Consider the following 18,157-nt stretch of genomic DNA (forward strand, 5'->3'; position numbering starts at 1 on the left):
GGTCAGGCTGCCGGGCCGAAGCGCTTGGCAGCCCTGGCCCGGGCCTTGGCCGCTTCTTCCTCACGGTTATGGGGCGTGGCCTGTGCCACCAGGCTTTCGAGCAGAGTGCGGGCAACGACCGACACCTCCTCAACAGCTTTATTGAACGCTGTTTCATTCGCTGCCGACGGATGATGGTAGCCCGACAGCTTGCGGACGAACTGGATGGACGCATCCCGTATCTCCTCGTCCGTGGCGGGCGGGTCGAAGTTGAAGAGGGTTTTGATGTTGCGGCACATGGGCGACTCCTTGTTTACACGCTATTAGTGTACGACAGTATCTGGCAGAAATTATGTGCGTGCGATTCGTTTCCGATATTCATCGGCCATCATGTATGACGTAGTGTCTTTGACGAGATCGACAAAGAGGACGCCGTTCAGGTGGTCCGTCTCATGCTGGACTACATGGGCGACGAATCCATCCACCACCTCCTCGTGCGGTACGGCATGCTCGTCAAGCCAGCGCAGCTTCAATTTTGTATACCGAGGCACCAGGCCGTAGAGCGTGTCATCGCCAGTGCCGCAGCTGATGCAACCTTCCCATGACTGCTTGCGCCGTCCATAGGTCTCTATAATTTCTGGGTTGATAATGACTGCATCAAACGGCTCACGGTCCGGGCGTGTCGGCGTCGGTTTGATGCCGATGACGCTAAGAGCGACGCTCCTTCCTACTTGCGGCGCAGCGATGCCCACGCCATAGCGTTCCTTGACGAGCGTGTAACGCATATCCCTGATAAGAGTTTGAATGGTGTGGGATCGGATTTCCGTTGGCGTCAGGCGGCGCGCTACTTTCCTGAGTACCGGGTTGCCGAGGCGTGCGGCGGGAAGAATCTTGGACATAGTTGTATAGTATCATTTCCTACTGTGCGTCTGTCTGTCGCAACAATCTGCTACACTATAAGCACCAGCATTAAAACCAAGACACCCCTCATGGCACAGCATCGGCATCATTCTCGGTATACGTGGCCCGTCGCGGCGGCCGTTGCAGTCGTGGCAAGCATCGGCCTGCTCCGGCTCGTCATCTCGATGGCAGCGACCATCGTTGCTTCTTCTGAGCCCGAGACGGCAGTCATTACTGGCGGCGCCAATAAAGTGGAAGGCGTTTTGGACGCCTCCGGCACCGCCATCCTCCAGTTCGGCACCCTGAGCGCCCCATCCGGCCCGACGCTGTATGTGGCCACCAATGGCGAAGACGGCAATGACGGCACAACCGAATCGACACCTAAGAAGACCATCGCCGCCGCACTTTCGGCCGCCAACCCCGGTGACACCATCCTGGTCGGTCCCGGCACCTATGACGGCAACTTCATTACTACCAAGGGCGGCACGGCCGAAGGCATCATTACCATCCGTTCGGCCACCCGGCATGGCGCCAAAATCAATGGCAACAATAGCACCAGCAGCCAGTCGGCCGTCGAGATCAATCACGAATACATACGCTTCCAGGATTTTGAAGTGACCGGCGAGATGGGCACGCGCCACGGTGTCTATGCCGCCGCCAACAACATCGAGATCGTCGGCAACCACATCCACACCATCTGCCGCTTCAAGACTGATGGTACGGGCTGGAAGGGTGGGGCGGGTATCCAATCAGGCCAGCCGCAACTATCGGGCGTATTGATTGATGGCAACATCATCCATGATATTGGTGCGCCCGGCAGTACGGAGCAGCTGGTCCATGGCATGTACATCGATGCCCATGTGACCGACACAGTGGTATCGAACAATATAATTTATAACGTCGAAGACTTCGGCTTGCACCCGTATGACGAAACCGAGGCCAGCGGCTGGGTCTTCGTCAATAATGTCATCTACAACACCGGCCGCGGTATCCTGCAGGCACCGGGTGGCGTCACCCGCAACAACATCGTCTTTGACACCCGCGGCGCCCGCTACGACATTCGCGGCGACGGCAACGTCGTCTCAAACAACATGGGCGGCGGCACCGGAGAGGGCGGCCAGGAGGGCGTGACGGATGCCGACCCGCTCTTCGTCGATGCTCAGAACCACGATTTCCGCCTCCAGCCAGGCAGTCCGGCCATCGGTGCCGGCACTATGACGGACGCGCCGCCCAAGGATGCCGGTGGCGTTACCCGGCCACAGGGCGGGGCAATCGACATGGGAGCGTACGAGCAGTAACCTGCCACTTTAGTGAGACGGATCACTGACACGAGCGCGCTATGGCTGCACAATAAGAGTGCAGCCATTGTCATCCGAAAGGAGTACGCCATGCACACGTTCATCGGTATCTTTCTCATCGCTCACGGGCTGATCCATGCCTCGTATCTCACGCCCAAGCCTGACGACCCTAACTATCCGTTTGATTATACGAAAGGGTGGTTCGCGCAGCTGGCGGGCGGTCTCGCCGGCCCGCTGGGGCTCGCTCTGACGCTGATTGTTGTGACGAGCTTTGTACTGGCTGGACTGGGCGTACTGAGCGTGCCTGGCCTGGGTGGCATGTGGAAGCTGGCCGCAACCGTCGGGGCCGTCGCCTCTACGGTACTGCTGGTGCTGTATTGGCATCCGTGGCTGGTGCTGGGGCTGGTTATCAATGCGGTGCTGCTTTACGGGCTGCATATTCTGCAGTGGAGCTGGCGCTAGTTACGAGGACGAAGCCTAGGTTGACAAATAGAATAATATTTGATATAATATAAGGGTAAGGCCCCTCTGATTTCTGCGAAAGCACAAGGAGTTCCCAATGCCCCGTCCCCGCCGCCGCTCGTCCCGTGGCCCCTGGTACGGCAACGGCTGGCCGTTCCCGCTCATCGGGCTGGCCGCAATCATGCTGGTGTTCCAGGTCCTCGCCCGCCTCGTCAGTGAAGACGGGGCGGTCCGGGCGGCCGAGGCCTTCGGCTACACCAACATCACGGTCACCGACCGCGACACCTTCTTCGTGGGGTTGCGCGGCTGCGGCAATGATGATCTGGTGAAGTTCGATGTCACCGGCACAGGCCCAGGGGGTGAACAGCGGGAGCTTGTCGTCTGCACAGGCATGCTCAAGGGGGCGACCGTACGGGTCGCGTGAGCCGACCCGTCCTGACCTCTCGCCCCCGCCCGTTCCGGAAGTTGAGTCCGCTCCTTCCGGGGCGGGCTCTTCTTTTGCTGGCTCCAAGCTGTTCCTGCGTCTGGTATGCTGAGAGTATGAATATTACACCCGCACCATTCGAGGTGATACTGGCCGAAGGCGGCAGGTCGAACTCGCTGGGCAGAGTTGACGAGGTCGTCGCGGTGGTCCTGCATGATGCTTCCCGCTTGGAAGAGCTGTACCAGTGCCTGTTTGCCAGCGATGCCTGGATGCGTATGCGGGCGGCCGATGCTCTGGAGAAAATTTGCCGGGTGCAGCCGGGCTGGCTTGAGCCGTACGTCGATAGGATACACGAAGATCTGGCGGCAAGCACGCAACCATCCATCCAGTGGCACATCGCCCAGATATACGGGCAGGTCGCACTGACGACCGAACAAAGAAAAGCGGCCATCAGCTGGCTGACGGCGCGGTTATCGACGACCGTGGTGGATTGGATTGTGGCGGCCAATGCCATGGATACTATGGCCACATTCGTGCGCGCAGGGTGGCTGCCGGCGGCAGATTTCATGGCGCTGGTGAGGGTGCAGCTGCGGCATCATTCAAAGTCGGTGGTTAAGCGCGCAGAGCGACATAGCAAAGAGATGGGGGGAGCGACTCATCCATCTGCACGCCCGGCACTTTAACGGTGCCGTTTTGCACCGGCGTTCCGCTAATGGTAAGATGAAGGTAATTATGGCGCGTACTCACCACAAGACAAACAAAGTGGCAGCCTTCACCATCGTCGAACTGTTAATCGTCATCGTGGTCATCGGTATCCTGGCGGTCATCGCTATCAGTTCGTATACGGGCGCCCAGCGGCGGGCCAAGGAGTCGCAACTTACTGCCGATCTGAAGAGTGCCATCAAGAAGGTGAAAGTGGCGTATTTTGAAAGTGGAGAATCGGCCTATCCGGCGGCGCTTTCCAATGTGAATATCGCCAGTGACAGCAACATCACCTATGCCTATACCGTTGACAACACGTCGTCTACCAAATCGTTCTGTCTCAGTGCTTCCTCTGGTGATATCTCGTTCTTTGCCGACCAGACACCGGCTGCCATCTCGGCCGGACAGTGCCCGAGCGGCAGCACCGCCCCTGTATTCAATAACGAGAATCCGCCCAGTGAGGATGGTCCCAAGGCGTTCGATAATAACGTCAATACCAAATGGCTGGCATTCTCGACGACCATGAGCACGACTTTTTCTTCAGCCGAGGTGACGGCGCCGGTCAGCTATAGCCTGACGTCCGCCAATGACTCCCCGGGACGCGATCCGCGCAGCTGGACGTTACAGGCTTCGAACGACCGCGTGAGCTGGACGACGTTGGATACCCGGACGAATGAAACGTTCAGCGGCCGCTACGAGACTAAGAATTATACCTTCAGCAACACCCGCCGTTACAAGCATTTTCGGCTGAATGTGACGCAGAACAACGGGGAGGCGATGTCACAGGTCGCTGAAATCAGAATCGCCGATACTACGGTGCTGACTAACTAACACATGGCGGGCCAATCCTTCATTCATGCTGATGAAGAACAGCTTCGGCTGGCTAGAAATTTGCTGGGGACAGTCCGTCATGCCGCCTACGCCACGGTCAACGAAGACGGCACGCCCCATAACTCGCCGCTGATGCTTATCTACGACGAGCGGCTGACTACGCTGTACGTCGGATCGTATAGCGAGTCCCGGCATTGCCGCAATTTTTTGCGCACTGGCACGGCTTTTGCCGTATTGTTTGATTCCTTCACCAAGGGGCAGGGCGGTGTCTATGTCACTGCCGGTAATGCCCGCGAGTGCAGCGGCACCGAACTGGAAGAGGCGCTGAGGGTACATAATGCCACGCGGGCACGGCGGGGCAGCGAGCCGATTGAGCTGGCCTATTACCTGACCCCGAAGCCTGCGCAGCGGATGTATGCCCTGGACATTACGAAGATTGAGATATATAGCATCGTGCGCGACGATGAAGGTTTCATTAAAAGTGAAGCACGGGTGCCAGTAGCGGCGCAACAATTGCTGGGAACATAGCGCATAAAAGGTCGAAACCCGCCCTCCCCGGAAGGGAGAGCAGGTCTCGACCTTCGGGGTCAGGCGGGTGCTGAGGGTTGCCGCACCGGCACGAGGCGCAGGCTGATGAATGGCTCCTGGTCGCCGGTTCCGATGTGGTAGACCGGGACGATCTCCAGTCCGAGGCCGCTCCAGATGGTGATGAGCTCAGGGATGGCCAGGTGGATGAAGTCGATGACGTCGCGGACCCGGACGTAGCTGAATTGGCCGATGTCGCGGATCATGCGGTAGAGTTCACCGTAGATCAGGTCGGCACCGCCGTGCTCGCCGACGGGCCAGGGGTGGTCGCTGTCGGGTGTCTCTCCGTAGCAGGCCAGTCGCCAGTCGATGAGCGCACGGACGCTGGCCAGGGCTGCCTTCAGCGACGCCTGGCGTGCAGGGCTGGTGTAGCCGTGGGTACCGGGCGGCTGTTCCCCGATGATGACGTGCGGCCGGTCGCTGTCGTCGGGATCTTCACCGAGTGCCAGCAGGTAGCCGTCGGAGGTGAGCTCGAAGTGCAGCTGTGGCAGCACCCTGGAGAAGACCAGGTCGATGAAGCGCAGCAGCTCGTCGTTGCTGATGTCCGGGGCGAAGCGCGCCCGGATGGTCTCGACGACTGATGGCCTGACCAGGAAGCCCCGGGTCAGGCTCCAACGGCCGTGGCCGTCGTTTCTCAGGGCGAGCGGGATCTCGATGGGGATGACCCGTTCCGCCACCGTGATGGCGGGCAGGGGGTACTCCGAAGGGTAGCGCCTCATTGGTACACGTCCTCTCTGTCGGGCTGTGTGTACTATAGTTTAATATAACATTTTGAATAATTATGCAACATGGCAGCGCCAGCGGTCACCGATGCTATCATTAAGACTATGCAACACTACATCTCTATCCGCGGCGCCCGCGAGAATAATCTCAAGGACGTCAACCTGCGTATCCCTAAGGGAAAAATAACGATTTTTACCGGTGTATCCGGATCGGGCAAGTCCTCCATCGTCTTTGATACGGTGGCAGCAGAAGCCCAGCGCCTGCTGAATGAGACGTTCAGCGCATTTGTGCGTACCTTCTTGCCCAAGGTGCAGCAGCCGGATGTCGATGCGATCGAGAACCTCAACATGGCCGTCATCGTCGACCAGAAACGGCTGGGCGGCGGTTCCAGCTCGACGGTTGGCACGGCCACTGACATCGCGCCGATCCTGCGTCTGCTCTTTGCCAAGCTGGGGCAGCCGAACCTGGGGCACGGCTATATGTTCTCGTTCAATAATCCGGCCGGCATGTGTCAGGAGTGCGACGGGTTGGGGCAGAAGATGGGTGTCAATCTGCAGACCTTGCTTGATTATGAAAAATCCTTGAACGAGGGTGCCATTCAGCTTCCCGACTACAAGGTGGGCAGCTGGGGCTGGAAGCTGGTGGTGAAATCGGGCCTGTACGACAACGACAAGAAACTGCGCGATTTCAGTGACGCCGAGATGCACGAGTTGCTGCACGCCGCGCCGCGCAAAGTGGATGTGGGCGGCATCAACATGAGCTTTGAAGGCCTGGAAGACATGTTCACGCGCAAATATATCAAGCGGGACATCAAGACGATGTCGGAGCGGTCGCAGAAGACACTGGCGCCATTCATTGCCAACGGACCATGTACCGCCTGCAAAGGTTCACGGCTCAGCCAGGCGGCGCTTGCCAGCAAAATCAACGGCTACAACCTGGCCGATCTGAATGCAATGCAGATCGATGAATTACTGGCGGCCATTACGGCGATGACACAGCCGGAGGCTAAGGCTATCGTCGCCATGCTGCGCGAACGGTTGCAGCACCTGATTGATATCGGCCTGGTGTACCTGAGCCTCGACCGCCAGACGGACACGCTTTCCGGTGGTGAATCGCAGCGCGTCAAGCTGGTGAAGTACCTTAACGGCACGCTGAGTGATGTCATGTATATCTTTGACGAACCGAGTGTGGGCCTGCACCCGCGTGATGTACACCGCCTGAACGACCTGCTGTGCCAGCTGCGGGACAAGGGCAATACGGTTATCGTGGTCGAGCATGATCCGGATGTCATCAAGGTGGCCGACCATGTGATAGATGTCGGGCCGGCCGCCGGTGCCGGTGGCGGCACTATTACCTTTGAAGGGACCTATGATGAGTTGTTGCAGGCGGATACGCTGACGGGCCGGTCGCTTGCCTTGGCCCTGCCGATGAAAACGGAAGTGCGCGCTGCGACGGGCGAACTGCCTATCGAGCATGTCACAGTCAACAATCTGCGGGATGTCAGCGTGACGGTACCGGCCGGTGTACTGACGGCGGTGACCGGCGTGGCCGGTTCGGGCAAGAGCTCGCTTATCAATACCGCCATGGTGGCACGATACCCTGAAGCCATCACGATAGACCAGCAGGGCGTGGCGGCCAACAGCCGCTCCAATTCCGCGACCTACATCGGCATCATGGATGCTATCCGCAAGGCGTTTGCGGCCGCGAACGGCGTTGATGCATCGTTATTCAGCTTCAATTCCAAAGGGGCCTGTGAGAACTGCCAGGGATCCGGCTATGTGGCCACGGACCTGGCCTTCCTTGATGAGGCGAAACTGCTGTGTGAGATATGCGAGGGAAAGCGGTATAAGGAGTCGGTACTGGCATATCGGCTGAAGGGCAGGAATGTCATCGAGGTGCTGGATATGACCATCGCCGAAGCGCTGGGCTTCTTCGGTGACAAGGAGGTGACGAAGAAACTTCAGGCCATGTGCGACGTGGGCCTGGGCTATCTGACGCTCGGCCAGCCGCTCAGTACGCTCTCCGGCGGCGAGTGCCAGCGGCTGAAACTGGCCAGCGAGCTGCACAAGCAGGGCAGCATCTATATTCTGGATGAGCCGACGACGGGCTTGCACATGTCTGACATCAAGCATCTGTTGGCAATTCTTGACCGGCTGGTGGACAGCGGTAATACGGTGGTCGTTATCGAGCACAACCTTGATGTCATCCGCCAGGCCGACTGGATCATCGATATGGGGCCGGAGGGTGGCAACCGGGGCGGGCGGGTTGTCTTTGAAGGGGCGCCGGCGGAGTTGCGGCGCAACAAGCAATCTTTGACGGCGCAGTATCTGGGCTGAACTACTCAACCCGGCGGGCAAACAACTCCTCTGTCTCGCGCATGAATATCTCGGCCGTCTTAGGCCCGACGCCATAGAGCTTTTGTAGCCGTTTGGAAAACTCATCCTCGGTCTCGCTACTGTCGAACATCAGCACCAGCGAACCCTCGTGCAGACTGATGAGCTGCTCCATGCAGGTCTGCAGACTGCGGGCGGTGACGTGGGAATAGCGGGTGTATTTCCCCTCGTTCAAAAGCTGGATAAGACTGCGGTTGGATGTCTGGGCGATGGCCCATGGCGTGTCCAGCCGGCGGCCGATGAACAGGCGCCAGGTGTTGGCGGCGACTGTCGATTGAATCGGCTTGCCCAGCAGATAGCAGAGGAGGAACCAGCGGAACATGTCGTCGTCGCCGGCGGTGATGTCCAGGCCGAACTGTTCGGCGGTGTGGATGGGCTTGGGCTTCTTGGCGGGCTTCGGTTTGTCTACGCTCATAGTTTCATAGTACAAGACAAACGGACGCTTGATTGCTCAAAAATCATAAAAACAATATAAATTTATTGATTTACAATAAATACCATGATACAGTACTGGCAAGGTAAACAAGGATCATTCATGAAAAAAGGTTCAACACTCATCCTGCGGGGCGTCGTCGTACTGCTGGGATTGATCATACTGGGACTGCTGGTGTTCGTGCTGCCGGCGGGGCTGATGACTGACCGGACAGGTTTCTATAAACCCATCTTACTGGGCCTGTACGTACCGGCCATACCGTTCTTCATCGCACTCTGGCAAACCATGAAGCTGCTCGGTCATATTGATACGAATACGGCATTCACGCGTGCGGCTGTCGGCTGTCTTGGTGCCATCAAGTACTGCGCCGTCGTCATCGCGACGCTGTTCCTTATCGGCCTGCCATATATCTACTACGCCGCTCAGCTAGATGATGCGCCGGGCGTCATGGCTATCGGTTGCATCATCATCTTCGCTTCGTTCGTAATCGCTACCTTTGCGGCCGTGCTGCAGGGACTGCTGCGCAGTGCTGTCGCTATCAAATCTGAGAATGACCTGACGGTATAGGCGGCATATGGCAATCATTATCAACATCGATGTCATGCTGGCTAAGCGTAAGATGAGCGTGACGGAACTGACCGAAAAGGTCGGCATCACCATGGCCAACCTGTCAATCCTGAAGAACGGCAAAGCCAAGGCAGTGCGGCTCTCGACGCTGGAGGCGATCTGTAAAGCGCTGGAGTGCCAGCCCGGCGATATACTCGAATACCGGCAAAACGGCTAGGGCGTACTCGCTGCGGACGCCCTGGCCATGTCTGCTTATCCTTTGCTGCCGAAGTCGATGTAGCGGGCCGAGGTGGGAGTGATGCGCACTACTATGAAGGCGCCGTCCTGCAAAGAGGTGACCGGCGGCATACTGGGGCCGCTACTGTGCTGCCTGGGTTTGACGATATGGGTGAATACCCAGTTCTTGGTTTCCTGGTCGCCCTCGATCTCGGCTTTGCCCTGAAGCTGCACGGTCTGCAGCTTGTCTTTGTCGAAGACGGTCAGGGCGACGCCGTGGTGTGCAAAGATATTGTGGACTTTCTGGGTGCCGGCCTTGGTGAGCATGTAAAGGCGGTGGTCCTGCCCTACCAGATAGTAGATGACCGCACCGTGCGGCTCGCCGTTCTTGCCGACGGTGGACAGGACGGCGGTCTCATGTGACCGAAGGAACTCGATGGCTTCGTTGCTGACGATAGGTGCTGGCATGGTGTGGTGGCTGGGGGTGTGCTGTGGCTGCATAAAGAATCCGTCCTTACTTTTTTCTAATCGTTTGGTCTCTATGACCTGCATGAAGTTGTTGACGCACTGCCGGTTGGCGTAGCGGATGCGGTAATCACCAAGTTTGGAGTGCAGGGTGATGGCCGAAAACCAGCCGGCGGTCGTCCGCTTGACGCCGGTGACGGCATCATAACCCATCTCGTCCATGCTGGTATAGAAGGGCTTGTGGTCTAAGAATATCACCCGGCGGTCGGTGGCGACCAGCCAACCCTCTGACAGACTGATAAGCCCGGCTCCTTCGCGGTAGCGGCCGTAGACTGCCGCCTCAATCTGCTCGTCCTCGGCCAGGATGGCCGGCAGATAGCGTCCGGCGAACTTATAGAGCCCAAAGCGGGTCGCGCCGGCCTTGGCGAGCTCCCTGGTAATCCTGGCGGTATGGGCCCGGCGGGCCGATACGCTGTTGGCTGTGGTCGTGGTGATCATACTTGCCTCCCTCGCTATTACCATAGCTTAGAAACGGCAGTACGACAGTGACCCTGGTCACTTTATGGTTACTTAATCATTTTTGCTCAGGGCTTGCTCGACGGCCTCAAGGCTTGGGATGGTGATGACACCCCGTCTGACGTGGAGCAGGCCGTCGGCTTTGAAGCGTTTTATCTGCCGGTTGACGGTCTCACGCGAGAGGCCGGCGCGCTCGCCGATGGAGCGCTCGTTGATATCGATGACGGTGCTGCCATCGGGGCCGGGACGGCCGAATCGCTGCGCAGCTACCAGGAGTTCGTACAGGAAGCGGTCGTCGGCGCCGCTGAGCATCAGGTGCTCGAGCTTGCCAAGCAGGCCTTCGGTGCCGCGGTAGACGCGGCAGAGCAGGTCGTATAACACATCAGGGTGCTGTCTGATGAAGCGGACGGCGTCGGCAGCGGGTACGTGGCTGATTTCGGCGTCGGAGTCGACTTCGACCATGAACCGGGCCGGCACCTCGTTGACGACATTGGCCATTGGAAAGAATGCGCCGGGTTTAAAGATATTCAGGGTGACCTCATCGCCCTTTTTCGAGATACTGTATTGCTTGACGGTGCCGCTATGCAGGTAAAAGATGGCCTCCACCGGATCGCCTGGAAATAACAGTACCTGGCCTTTGGTGTGCCGTTTGGGCGGGTAGGCGGAGAAATACTCGTGGATGGTGCGTTGGATATCGTCCATGGCAGTGTCTATGCATCTAGCCTAGCACGACGGCAGAATATGGGGAATATCTGGTCAGATGAGGCTGGTCCAGAAGTACCAGAAGTGCTGCAGTATCAACCCCAGGATGACACAGTACCACAGCACCAGTATGTCGACATGATGCTTCTGCACAAAGATGGAGAGGCCGGACAGCCGGGCGGGCAGACGGATGACCCCATGCCGGAGATTACGGAGGGTGATATGCAGGAAGGTGGGAATGGTGATCATCCAGACCAGGAAGCACCAGGGGCAGATGGCATTGATGACAAATACTCCTTGAAAGAACAGGTGGTGCATGAAGAAGACGCCGATCGTTGCCGCCACCTGCGCCCCCAGCCAGATAAGACGATTGACTTGGGCGCCGCCCGCCAATAGCGCGCCAAAGGCCAGAAGCATGCTGAAAGCGATGAGGCCGAAGATGGTATTGGGCACCCCGAGGAAGCTGGCCTGCTCGGTCTTCATGACAGAGACGCAGCTGAGGATGGGATTGATGTTGCAGGAGGGGCGGTAGGACGGGTCCTGGAGCAGCTGGATCTTATCGTAGGTCAGGGCGAACGAGGACAACAGGCCGATAATAGCGGCGGCGATCAGCAGGTAGGGCAGTGCGGCATCAAGCCTGAGGGGAACGGCGCGGGTAGCTGGCATATTGTTCCTAGGACCTGCTTCTCAGCGTGGCGGCGATAAGCAGCAGGCCGCCGCTCAGCGCGAAGGCGGCATAAGCGGCGATGCCGGCTATCTCTCCGGCTGTGCCGATACCATAGCCGCTGGTCAGTAGCAGGCCGCGCAGCGTCTCGCCCTGGAACAGTGTTTGTTTCTGCTGTTGCAGCTTTTTGTCGTCGGGGTTTTTCATGGCGGCGGCGCTGACTTCGGCGTATACTTTGCCGTCGGCTACTTTCTGCAGGTGCCGGCCGATGAAGCCGTTGGCGTAGGCCCTGGCCTCGGCGGGCGTATCGACGAGCTGGCCGGCATAGTGCTGTATGTCGCCGTATTCGGCCGGGTCGAACGCCGGGCTGCCCTTCTCGGGGAAGTATACCTTCTGGGCGGCCAGTTCTGTCTGCACCATATCACCGATGAAGCGGTGGCCCCAGAAGGCCAGCCCGCCGAGTACCAGCAGCGTGATGGCGGCTATGATTGATAGCTGCAGATATACTTCCCGCTTGATAGTGTCAGTCTTGGTTTTGGCCATGAGAATCCTTTCGTTCATTGCTGGCCATAGCATATCGCCGGCTGAGCGCGCCGACAGTGACTGAAGTCACTTACTGCGTCATGCAGTACAGAACAAAAGGCGATTAACGGACGTAGTAGGTGGTGCCGTAAACGGTGCGTGACCCGCTGCAGCCGACTTTGCGCTCCGTGTCGGCGATGGCTTTGTCGGCGCCATACGGCATCTTGCTGCAGATGGCAATCCAGATGTCGGCATCGGCGACACCGTCCTTTTCCATGCCAAGGCTGGCCTGGAAGCTGCGGACGCGGGTGTCGGTGCTGGCGTCGAACTTGGTGGTGTAGGGCGGCATGTTCTCAATCGGGCCGGTGAGCTGGACGAGCCAGTGCTGGAGCACTTTGGTACAGACTGAATCGTCGCCGTACTTGATGACGGCGTTGCGGCAGCCGGGTGTCGTGGCATAGCTCTGGGCCATCAGCAGCAGGCCGGCGACGCCGACGACGGCTGAGACGCCCACGGCGGACAGCACTTTCCACTGGTCTGATCGCACCAGGCTGGTTATCTTCTTGGATGGTGTTGCTTGTGCCATGTCGGGTTCCTTCTTATTGTTTTGCTTTTTACATGTAGCCGTCACCTTGCCTGATGCAGCCGTAGTAGGCGGCCCAGGCGGAATCGGTGGTGCGCGCAGGGCGCAGCAGGCTGCAGATCCTGGACCAGGTGTCCTCGCTGACGATACCGTCCGCAGGCAGCCCGTGATGCAGCTGGAAGCGCTTGACGGCGGCCACGGTCTCCTGATTGTAGCTGCCTCGGCCCTGGCGGTATTCGAGGCCCATGCGGAGCGGCCAATCCTGCAGGTTGGAGACGCAGGAGCCGGCAGAGTTGAACGCCAGGGTCTTGCCGCGGCAGCCGCTGGCAACCGGCTCCGGGCCAAGCCAGTAGAGGCTGCCGGCGCCGATGATAAGTCCGGCTGCCAGTACGAACCAGAACTGCCAGCGGGTGCGCGGGCGGGCGTTTGCCTGGCCGCTGGAACCGGCCGCAGGAGTGCGGGGGCGCTTGGGTGCTGGTTTTGCGGGGGTACTGTTTCTTTTTTGTGGCACGAACTGGCCTTTTGTTAGCTCAAGCATAATTATAGGGTGGAGGCGGACTGTGTCAAGCCGGGCGTCAGTCGGTACTGCGTGGTTCCGCGCCGGATGCGGCAGGATGATCGATGAGATAAACGGCCAGTTCTTCCAGCCGCCGGCGCTGGGCGGCGTTAGGGCGGGCGAATGGACGGAAGCGCTGCAGATGATGGAGCGCATCATCTGCCGTCAGCCCCTGGCTGATGAGGTAGGCTGCCGCCATCGACGGGCCGCGGCCCTCGCCCAGACGGCAATGTACATAGACGGCGCCGCCCTGCTCGGCATGTTGTCGGATAAAAGCGATGCCTTTGAGCAATGTCTGCAGTGTCGGGGCGGCATGGTCGGGCGTCGGCAGGTGCAGCAGCTGGATGGCGCTGGCCTTCTTAAGCGGCCGGGGCACCCGCTCGCGCATGCTGATGATGCCGGTGATGCCGCTGCTGGCAAAGGCGCCGATGGCTTTGCGGCTGTACTGTCCGCCCAGGTAGAGATGACGATCGATGCGGCTGAAACGGTCGAAAGGCGCACCGACCAGGAGCCGTCGGATATGATCGCCGTAGCGATGCACGGCAAGCCGGGCCTGGCTTCTGATGCGCTGCAGGCCGGCGGCACTGCCGATAGGAACCACAAGCCGGGCGGTGAAGGCATGGGCCTCGATGTGCAGCGGCAGTTGCAGCGTGCGGGCCTCGTCATCCACGTTGCTCGCCTTGGGTGAACGCAGCACGGTCACTGATTTGGCCGGCAGGATGGTAACCGCCTTCTTGAGATTCCTGCCTGAAAGCAGCCGCCAGGCATACCACTGCAGAAAGGTGAGTGGGTTCTTGCTGTGGGCGATGACCGCATGGACCAGGCCGGGCCGATACCGTGGCGAAACCGCCAGGCCCAGCACATCAAGATTGCCGGCGTTGACGATGGTGCAGGAATAGCCGTGCGCCGATATCGTCCGGCCATCCACCTCAAGCTCGTAGTGGTGTTTGCTGCTTGTAGGGGCACTCGCCAGTAAGCTTGCCATATAGGCCAGTCTACCGGTCAGGTGTTTGTGATGTTTGCTGGCATCGGTGACCGCGCGTGAAGACATGCCGAGATGCAGGTGCAGTACAAGCGGCTCTGACGAAGGCGAAAGCCGCGCGAGCGGGAAGGGGTATATGGCATAGTTGCGTGACGCGTAACTGCGCAGGCAGGCGTCTATGTCGGCCGGGATGCGCAAATGACGGGCCATGACGTTGGCAGTGCCGCCAGGTAGAATCAACACGGGCAGCTGCTGGTTGAGCGTGACTTTGATGACGGCAATGACAGTGCCGTCGCCGCCATAGACGGCTACCGCATCGTATTGCTCGGGTGTGGCGGCCTCGGCAATAGCGGCGGCTTCGGCCGGCGATGAGGCCAGCCTCAGTTCGTACGGCATGGCATGTCGCCGCACGATGTGCTCCAGGTCGGTGGGCGCCAAGCGGCCGCCGCCGGCTTTCGGATTGGCGATAATAAGCAAGGGGCGAGTGGGCATGTGGGGCATGGTGCCTTTATTTAAGGATGGCCGCCCCGCCACGTCTATAAGATAACTTACAGCGGCGTCAGCCCGCGCCGCCCAATGCGCCGCCCCTGTTACTGTGAGATTGCTCATAGCCGGCCGTCGGCGGGGCGCGTAAGCTTGAGTGGAGGAGTCTGGCATGGGTGCCAGGACGGTCTGAATCTAAAGAGCGAGGAGGACATATGAATAAGATGAAAGCAGACAACCAGGCTACGGGCGGCATGCGCGGCGATGACCAGACCATGGGCGGCCGTAGTATGCAGAGCGACGGACAGATGCAGGACATGAACGGCGGTATGCAGCAAGGCCAGTCCGGCATGCAGGACGACCGGTCACCTATGGCCAACGATCGCAGCGACGGTATGAGCGACAATGACCGGCCGCTGAGCCGCATGGATGAGGACGAGGAGGAAGACGACCAGGCCTAGCCCGTGCCCTTGTGAGCAAGCACCCCGGATTCGCACAGCGAACCGGGGTGTTTCTCATCAAAATTTAATCAGCCTATTGTACACTGAAGGGTAGCAATAAATTCCACAACCAAGGATAGACCAACAACGCAATGGTAAAACAGACACTGATCCAGGCCGTTTCCAAGCATGGCCTGGCACGCATGTGGCAGCGCATCCACCAGTCGTCGCGACTGCCGTTCGTGATGTTGACGGGGCTGATGGTCATCGCGGTCCTGGCGGCCTTTGTGGCTACGCGCGACAGCGGGCGGGTCGATGCGGCCGATGGTACGTACACGCTGGTAGGTGCCGGTGATATCGCCATGTCCGTCGAGGCTGCCGAAGCCACCGCCAAGGTCGTCGACAGGGTGCTGGCCGAAGATCCGCGCGCCGTTGTCTTCGCAGCCGGCGACAATGTCTATTGGACCGGCACTGATATCGAATATGCCAATATATATCATCCTACGTGGGGCCGCTTGCGGAACCGCACTATGCCCGTCCCCGGCAATCACGACTATGGCGTGGCGGATGCCGCCGGATATATGCGCTACTTCTGTCCCAACCCCTCCGACTGCGTCTTTCCGGCAAAGTCACCGCAGCGCTACTACAGCTATGATCTGGGCAACTGGCATATCGTCTCGCTGGATAGCGAACGTGACGTCAGCCAGAACTCCGCGCAACTGCGCTGGTTGCAGCAGGATCTGGCTGCCAACCAGAACAAATGCATCGCCGCCGTCTTCCACCAGCCGTATTTCAACTCCGGTACCGCGCATGGCGGCAATAAGGCTATGCGGCCGTTCTGGGATGTCCTCTACGCCGCCGGCGCCGATCTGGCGCTAGTGGGGCACGAGCACATTTACGAGCGGTTCGGCAAGCAGGATCCGGACGGAGAGGCCGATGCCCGCGGCATGCGCCAGTTTACCATCGGTACTGGCGGGGCTTCGCTGAACACCCTCGGCGCCGAGCTGCCTAATACTGAGGCACGCCAGGGCAATACCGAGGGCGTGGTGCGTTTTAAGCTGACGCGTGACGGGTACCAGTGGGACTTCCTGGCCGTCGAGGGCAAGTCATACCTCGATAGCGGCTCAGACACTTGCAACTATCTGCAGACCGATCAGGCGCCGACCGTCTCGCTGACCTCGCCGGCTGCCAATGCCCGCGTGGCGGGTGCCAAGGTCCAGTTACGGGCTGAGGCCAATGATGACAAGGGCATCGCCGGCGTCACCTTCCAGATCGATGGCAAGCAGGTCGGTGGTGAAGTCAGCCTGCCGCCGTATACCAGTACCTGGGATAGTCGCGAGGTGGCCGACGGACAGCATTCGCTGGTGGCGATCGTCCGCGACCAGACCGGCAAGTCCACGGCCTCCATACCGCTGTCTTTGACGGTTGACAATACCGAAGACCGGCAGACCGTGGTTGACAGGCGCGTGGCCACGCCCAGGGACGATGCCGTCGAGGGCAGCGGCGGCTCAGTGGTCACCGAGGGCGGTACGCTCGGCTTAATCAATCCATCGGTGCGCATGGCGGGCCTGCGTTTCAGTAATGTCAATGTGCCGCGGGGCGCGGTCATCAAGCGGGCGTACATCCAGTTTACCGCCGATGGCATCTCGGCGGATGAGGCACGGCTGATGCTGTACGGCCAGCAGGCGGATGACGCACAGCCGTTTGCCGCCGCATACCGTAATATGTCCATCCGTGCGCGGACGGCGGCGTCAGTGGCCTGGGCGCCGGCACCGTGGACTGCCGACGGCCAGTCGGGGGCGGCCCAGCAGACGCCGGATATCGCGCCGATCATCCAAGAGATCGTTGACCGCCCGGGCTGGCACGATGGTAATGCGCTGTCGATTCTGATTGCGGGCAACGGCGGCCGTCTGGCCAAGGCCTTTGATGGATCGTCTACACAGTCCCCCGTGCTGCATGTGGAGTTCGATAAAGATATCGCCGTACCGGATGCACCAGCCGATCTATGGGCCGTCGGCCTGTCCTCGTCTCAGGTGCAGCTGGATTGGCCGGCGGTCAGTGACGCCGGCGGCGTGGCCGGGTACCGCATTTACCGCGGCGACCGGCTCGTGGGCACCGCAAGCGGCACCAGTTTCATCGATGGCGATCTGTCTGCCAACAATAATTACACGTATTCCGTGGTGGCCTACGATTTTGCCGGCAATGCCTCGGACAGCTCGATCGTCGCTGCCGTCAAGACCGGCGCAGAGGCCTTGGCCCCCTCCGTCCTGACCTTTGATGCCGTCGCCGACGCTACGATCAAAGCGGCGGCACCCACCAGCAACTTCGGCTCCGAGCCGGGGCTCGCGGCCGATGGCAACCCGGCCGAGCACCAGCTGCTCAAGTTTACTATCAGTGGGCTGCAGGGCAAGGAGATCGTCAGTGCCAAACTCCGACTTTTCAATATCGATGCCTCTAACCGCGGTGGTGATATTTACCGCATGCCCAACAACAACTGGGCCGAGTACGGAGTAAACTGGCTTAACGCGCCTTTGCCGGATATCACGCCGTTCGCTTCCATCGGTACCGTGGCGGCCGGCCGCTGGCATGAGGTGAACGCCCTGCCGGTGATCAACGGGGATGGCGTCTATAGCTTCCGCATCAAGAACCCGTCGTTCGATGCGGTCGGCTATCAGAGCAAAGAGGGCAATCCGGCGCAGTCGGCACAGCTGGTCATCATAGTGCAGTAGGC

22 protein-coding genes are annotated in these 18,157 nt (G+C 59.7%); 11 read left to right on the plus strand and 11 right to left on the minus strand.

The genetic code is table 11. From position 1 onward, the window contains the following. Positions 1–2 precede the first annotated feature (2 nt). Both JNJ66_02295 and JNJ66_02300 read right to left on the minus strand, forming a co-directional pair. Positions 3–278 carry a DUF2277 domain-containing protein gene (locus tag JNJ66_02295; protein MBL8159263.1) on the minus strand — a complete coding sequence of 92 codons (276 nt, stop codon included), beginning with the start codon at positions 276–278 and terminating at the stop codon, positions 3–5. Positions 279–329: 51 nt separating this feature from the next. Then, positions 330–878, minus strand: a complete 549-nt coding sequence (locus JNJ66_02300; protein ID MBL8159264.1) for a peptide deformylase — start codon at positions 876–878, stop codon at positions 330–332. A gap of 90 nt (positions 879–968) precedes the next feature. On the opposite strand from JNJ66_02300, the gene JNJ66_02305 reads away from it, so the two are divergent. The 6 genes from JNJ66_02305 (at position 969) to JNJ66_02330 (ending at position 5,124) form a co-directional block, all read left to right on the plus strand. Further along, positions 969–2,177 carry a hypothetical protein gene (locus JNJ66_02305; protein MBL8159265.1) on the plus strand — a complete coding sequence of 403 codons (1,209 nt, stop codon included), beginning with the start codon at positions 969–971 and terminating at the stop codon, positions 2,175–2,177. A 90-nt stretch (positions 2,178–2,267) separates the two neighbouring features. Then, positions 2,268–2,639, plus strand: a complete 372-nt coding sequence (locus JNJ66_02310) for a hypothetical protein (protein MBL8159266.1) — start codon at positions 2,268–2,270, stop codon at positions 2,637–2,639. A 97-nt stretch (positions 2,640–2,736) separates the two neighbouring features. Then, positions 2,737–3,063 (plus strand): hypothetical protein, encoded by a 327-nt coding sequence (locus JNJ66_02315; protein ID MBL8159267.1) that lies wholly within the window; start codon positions 2,737–2,739, stop codon positions 3,061–3,063. A gap of 116 nt (positions 3,064–3,179) precedes the next feature. Continuing rightward, on the plus strand, positions 3,180–3,746 hold the full coding sequence (locus JNJ66_02320; GenBank protein MBL8159268.1) for a hypothetical protein: 567 nt from the start codon (positions 3,180–3,182) through the stop codon (positions 3,744–3,746). A gap of 49 nt (positions 3,747–3,795) precedes the next feature. Beyond that, a complete protein-coding gene (locus tag JNJ66_02325; GenBank protein ID MBL8159269.1) occupies positions 3,796–4,596 on the plus strand; it encodes a discoidin domain-containing protein in 801 nt (266 codons plus the stop codon). 3 nt (positions 4,597–4,599) lie between these two features. Further along, positions 4,600–5,124: a pyridoxamine 5'-phosphate oxidase family protein gene (locus JNJ66_02330; protein MBL8159270.1), complete on the plus strand. Its 525-nt coding sequence runs from the start codon at positions 4,600–4,602 to the stop codon at positions 5,122–5,124. Positions 5,125–5,183: 59 nt separating this feature from the next. Here the strand turns inward: JNJ66_02330 and JNJ66_02335 are convergent, their stop codons facing one another. Continuing rightward, positions 5,184–5,900 carry a hypothetical protein gene (locus tag JNJ66_02335; protein MBL8159271.1) on the minus strand — a complete coding sequence of 239 codons (717 nt, stop codon included), beginning with the start codon at positions 5,898–5,900 and terminating at the stop codon, positions 5,184–5,186. 96 nt (positions 5,901–5,996) lie between these two features. On the opposite strand from JNJ66_02335, the gene JNJ66_02340 reads away from it, so the two are divergent. Then, a complete protein-coding gene (locus tag JNJ66_02340) occupies positions 5,997–8,240 on the plus strand; it encodes an excinuclease ABC subunit UvrA (protein ID MBL8159272.1) in 2,244 nt (747 codons plus the stop codon). 1 nt (position 8,241) lies between these two features. Here JNJ66_02340 and JNJ66_02345 read toward each other — a convergent pair whose 3' ends face one another. Beyond that, positions 8,242–8,712, minus strand: coding sequence for a DNA methylase (locus JNJ66_02345; GenBank protein MBL8159273.1), 471 nt, complete (start codon positions 8,710–8,712; stop codon positions 8,242–8,244). Positions 8,713–8,832: 120 nt separating this feature from the next. On the opposite strand from JNJ66_02345, the gene JNJ66_02350 reads away from it, so the two are divergent. Further along, entirely contained in the window at positions 8,833–9,297 is a 465-nt protein-coding gene (locus JNJ66_02350; protein ID MBL8159274.1) for a DUF2975 domain-containing protein, read from the plus strand. Positions 9,298–9,304: 7 nt separating this feature from the next. Further along, on the plus strand, positions 9,305–9,514 hold the full coding sequence (locus tag JNJ66_02355; protein ID MBL8159275.1) for a helix-turn-helix transcriptional regulator: 210 nt from the start codon (positions 9,305–9,307) through the stop codon (positions 9,512–9,514). Between the two features lie 35 nt (positions 9,515–9,549). Here the strand turns inward: JNJ66_02355 and JNJ66_02360 are convergent, their stop codons facing one another. The 7 genes from JNJ66_02360 to JNJ66_02390 all read right to left on the minus strand — a co-directional run bounded on the left by JNJ66_02360 (position 9,550) and on the right by JNJ66_02390 (position 14,995). Then, complete coding sequence (locus tag JNJ66_02360) at positions 9,550–10,476, minus strand: pyridoxamine 5'-phosphate oxidase family protein (protein ID MBL8159276.1); 927 nt, start codon at positions 10,474–10,476, stop codon at positions 9,550–9,552. A gap of 72 nt (positions 10,477–10,548) precedes the next feature. Next, positions 10,549–11,196, minus strand: coding sequence for a Crp/Fnr family transcriptional regulator (locus tag JNJ66_02365; protein MBL8159277.1), 648 nt, complete (start codon positions 11,194–11,196; stop codon positions 10,549–10,551). A gap of 54 nt (positions 11,197–11,250) precedes the next feature. Further along, positions 11,251–11,862 carry a vitamin K epoxide reductase family protein gene (locus tag JNJ66_02370; GenBank protein MBL8159278.1) on the minus strand — a complete coding sequence of 204 codons (612 nt, stop codon included), beginning with the start codon at positions 11,860–11,862 and terminating at the stop codon, positions 11,251–11,253. 7 nt (positions 11,863–11,869) lie between these two features. Continuing rightward, positions 11,870–12,403, minus strand: coding sequence for a hypothetical protein (locus tag JNJ66_02375; protein MBL8159279.1), 534 nt, complete (start codon positions 12,401–12,403; stop codon positions 11,870–11,872). A gap of 103 nt (positions 12,404–12,506) precedes the next feature. Then, the gene (locus tag JNJ66_02380) at positions 12,507–12,968 is read right to left on the minus strand and encodes a peptidoglycan-binding protein (protein ID MBL8159280.1); all 462 of its coding nucleotides are present in this window, start codon (positions 12,966–12,968) and stop codon (positions 12,507–12,509) included. A 28-nt stretch (positions 12,969–12,996) separates the two neighbouring features. Beyond that, positions 12,997–13,503, minus strand: coding sequence for a peptidoglycan-binding protein (locus JNJ66_02385; GenBank protein MBL8159281.1), 507 nt, complete (start codon positions 13,501–13,503; stop codon positions 12,997–12,999). Positions 13,504–13,540: 37 nt separating this feature from the next. Continuing rightward, positions 13,541–14,995: a dual specificity protein phosphatase family protein gene (locus JNJ66_02390; protein MBL8159282.1), complete on the minus strand. Its 1,455-nt coding sequence runs from the start codon at positions 14,993–14,995 to the stop codon at positions 13,541–13,543. A 206-nt stretch (positions 14,996–15,201) separates the two neighbouring features. Between JNJ66_02390 and JNJ66_02395 the strand changes: the two genes are divergently transcribed. Together JNJ66_02395 and JNJ66_02400 are read left to right on the plus strand one after the other, a co-directional pair. Continuing rightward, the gene (locus tag JNJ66_02395) at positions 15,202–15,447 is read left to right on the plus strand and encodes a hypothetical protein (GenBank protein ID MBL8159283.1); all 246 of its coding nucleotides are present in this window, start codon (positions 15,202–15,204) and stop codon (positions 15,445–15,447) included. Between the two features lie 131 nt (positions 15,448–15,578). Next, on the plus strand, positions 15,579–18,155 hold the full coding sequence (locus JNJ66_02400; protein ID MBL8159284.1) for a DNRLRE domain-containing protein: 2,577 nt from the start codon (positions 15,579–15,581) through the stop codon (positions 18,153–18,155). Positions 18,156–18,157 lie beyond the last annotated feature (2 nt).

It is taken from the genome of Candidatus Saccharibacteria bacterium, from assembly GCA_016789455.1.
Classification (GTDB): Bacteria; Patescibacteriota; Saccharimonadia; order Saccharimonadales; family Saccharimonadaceae; genus CAIJKY01.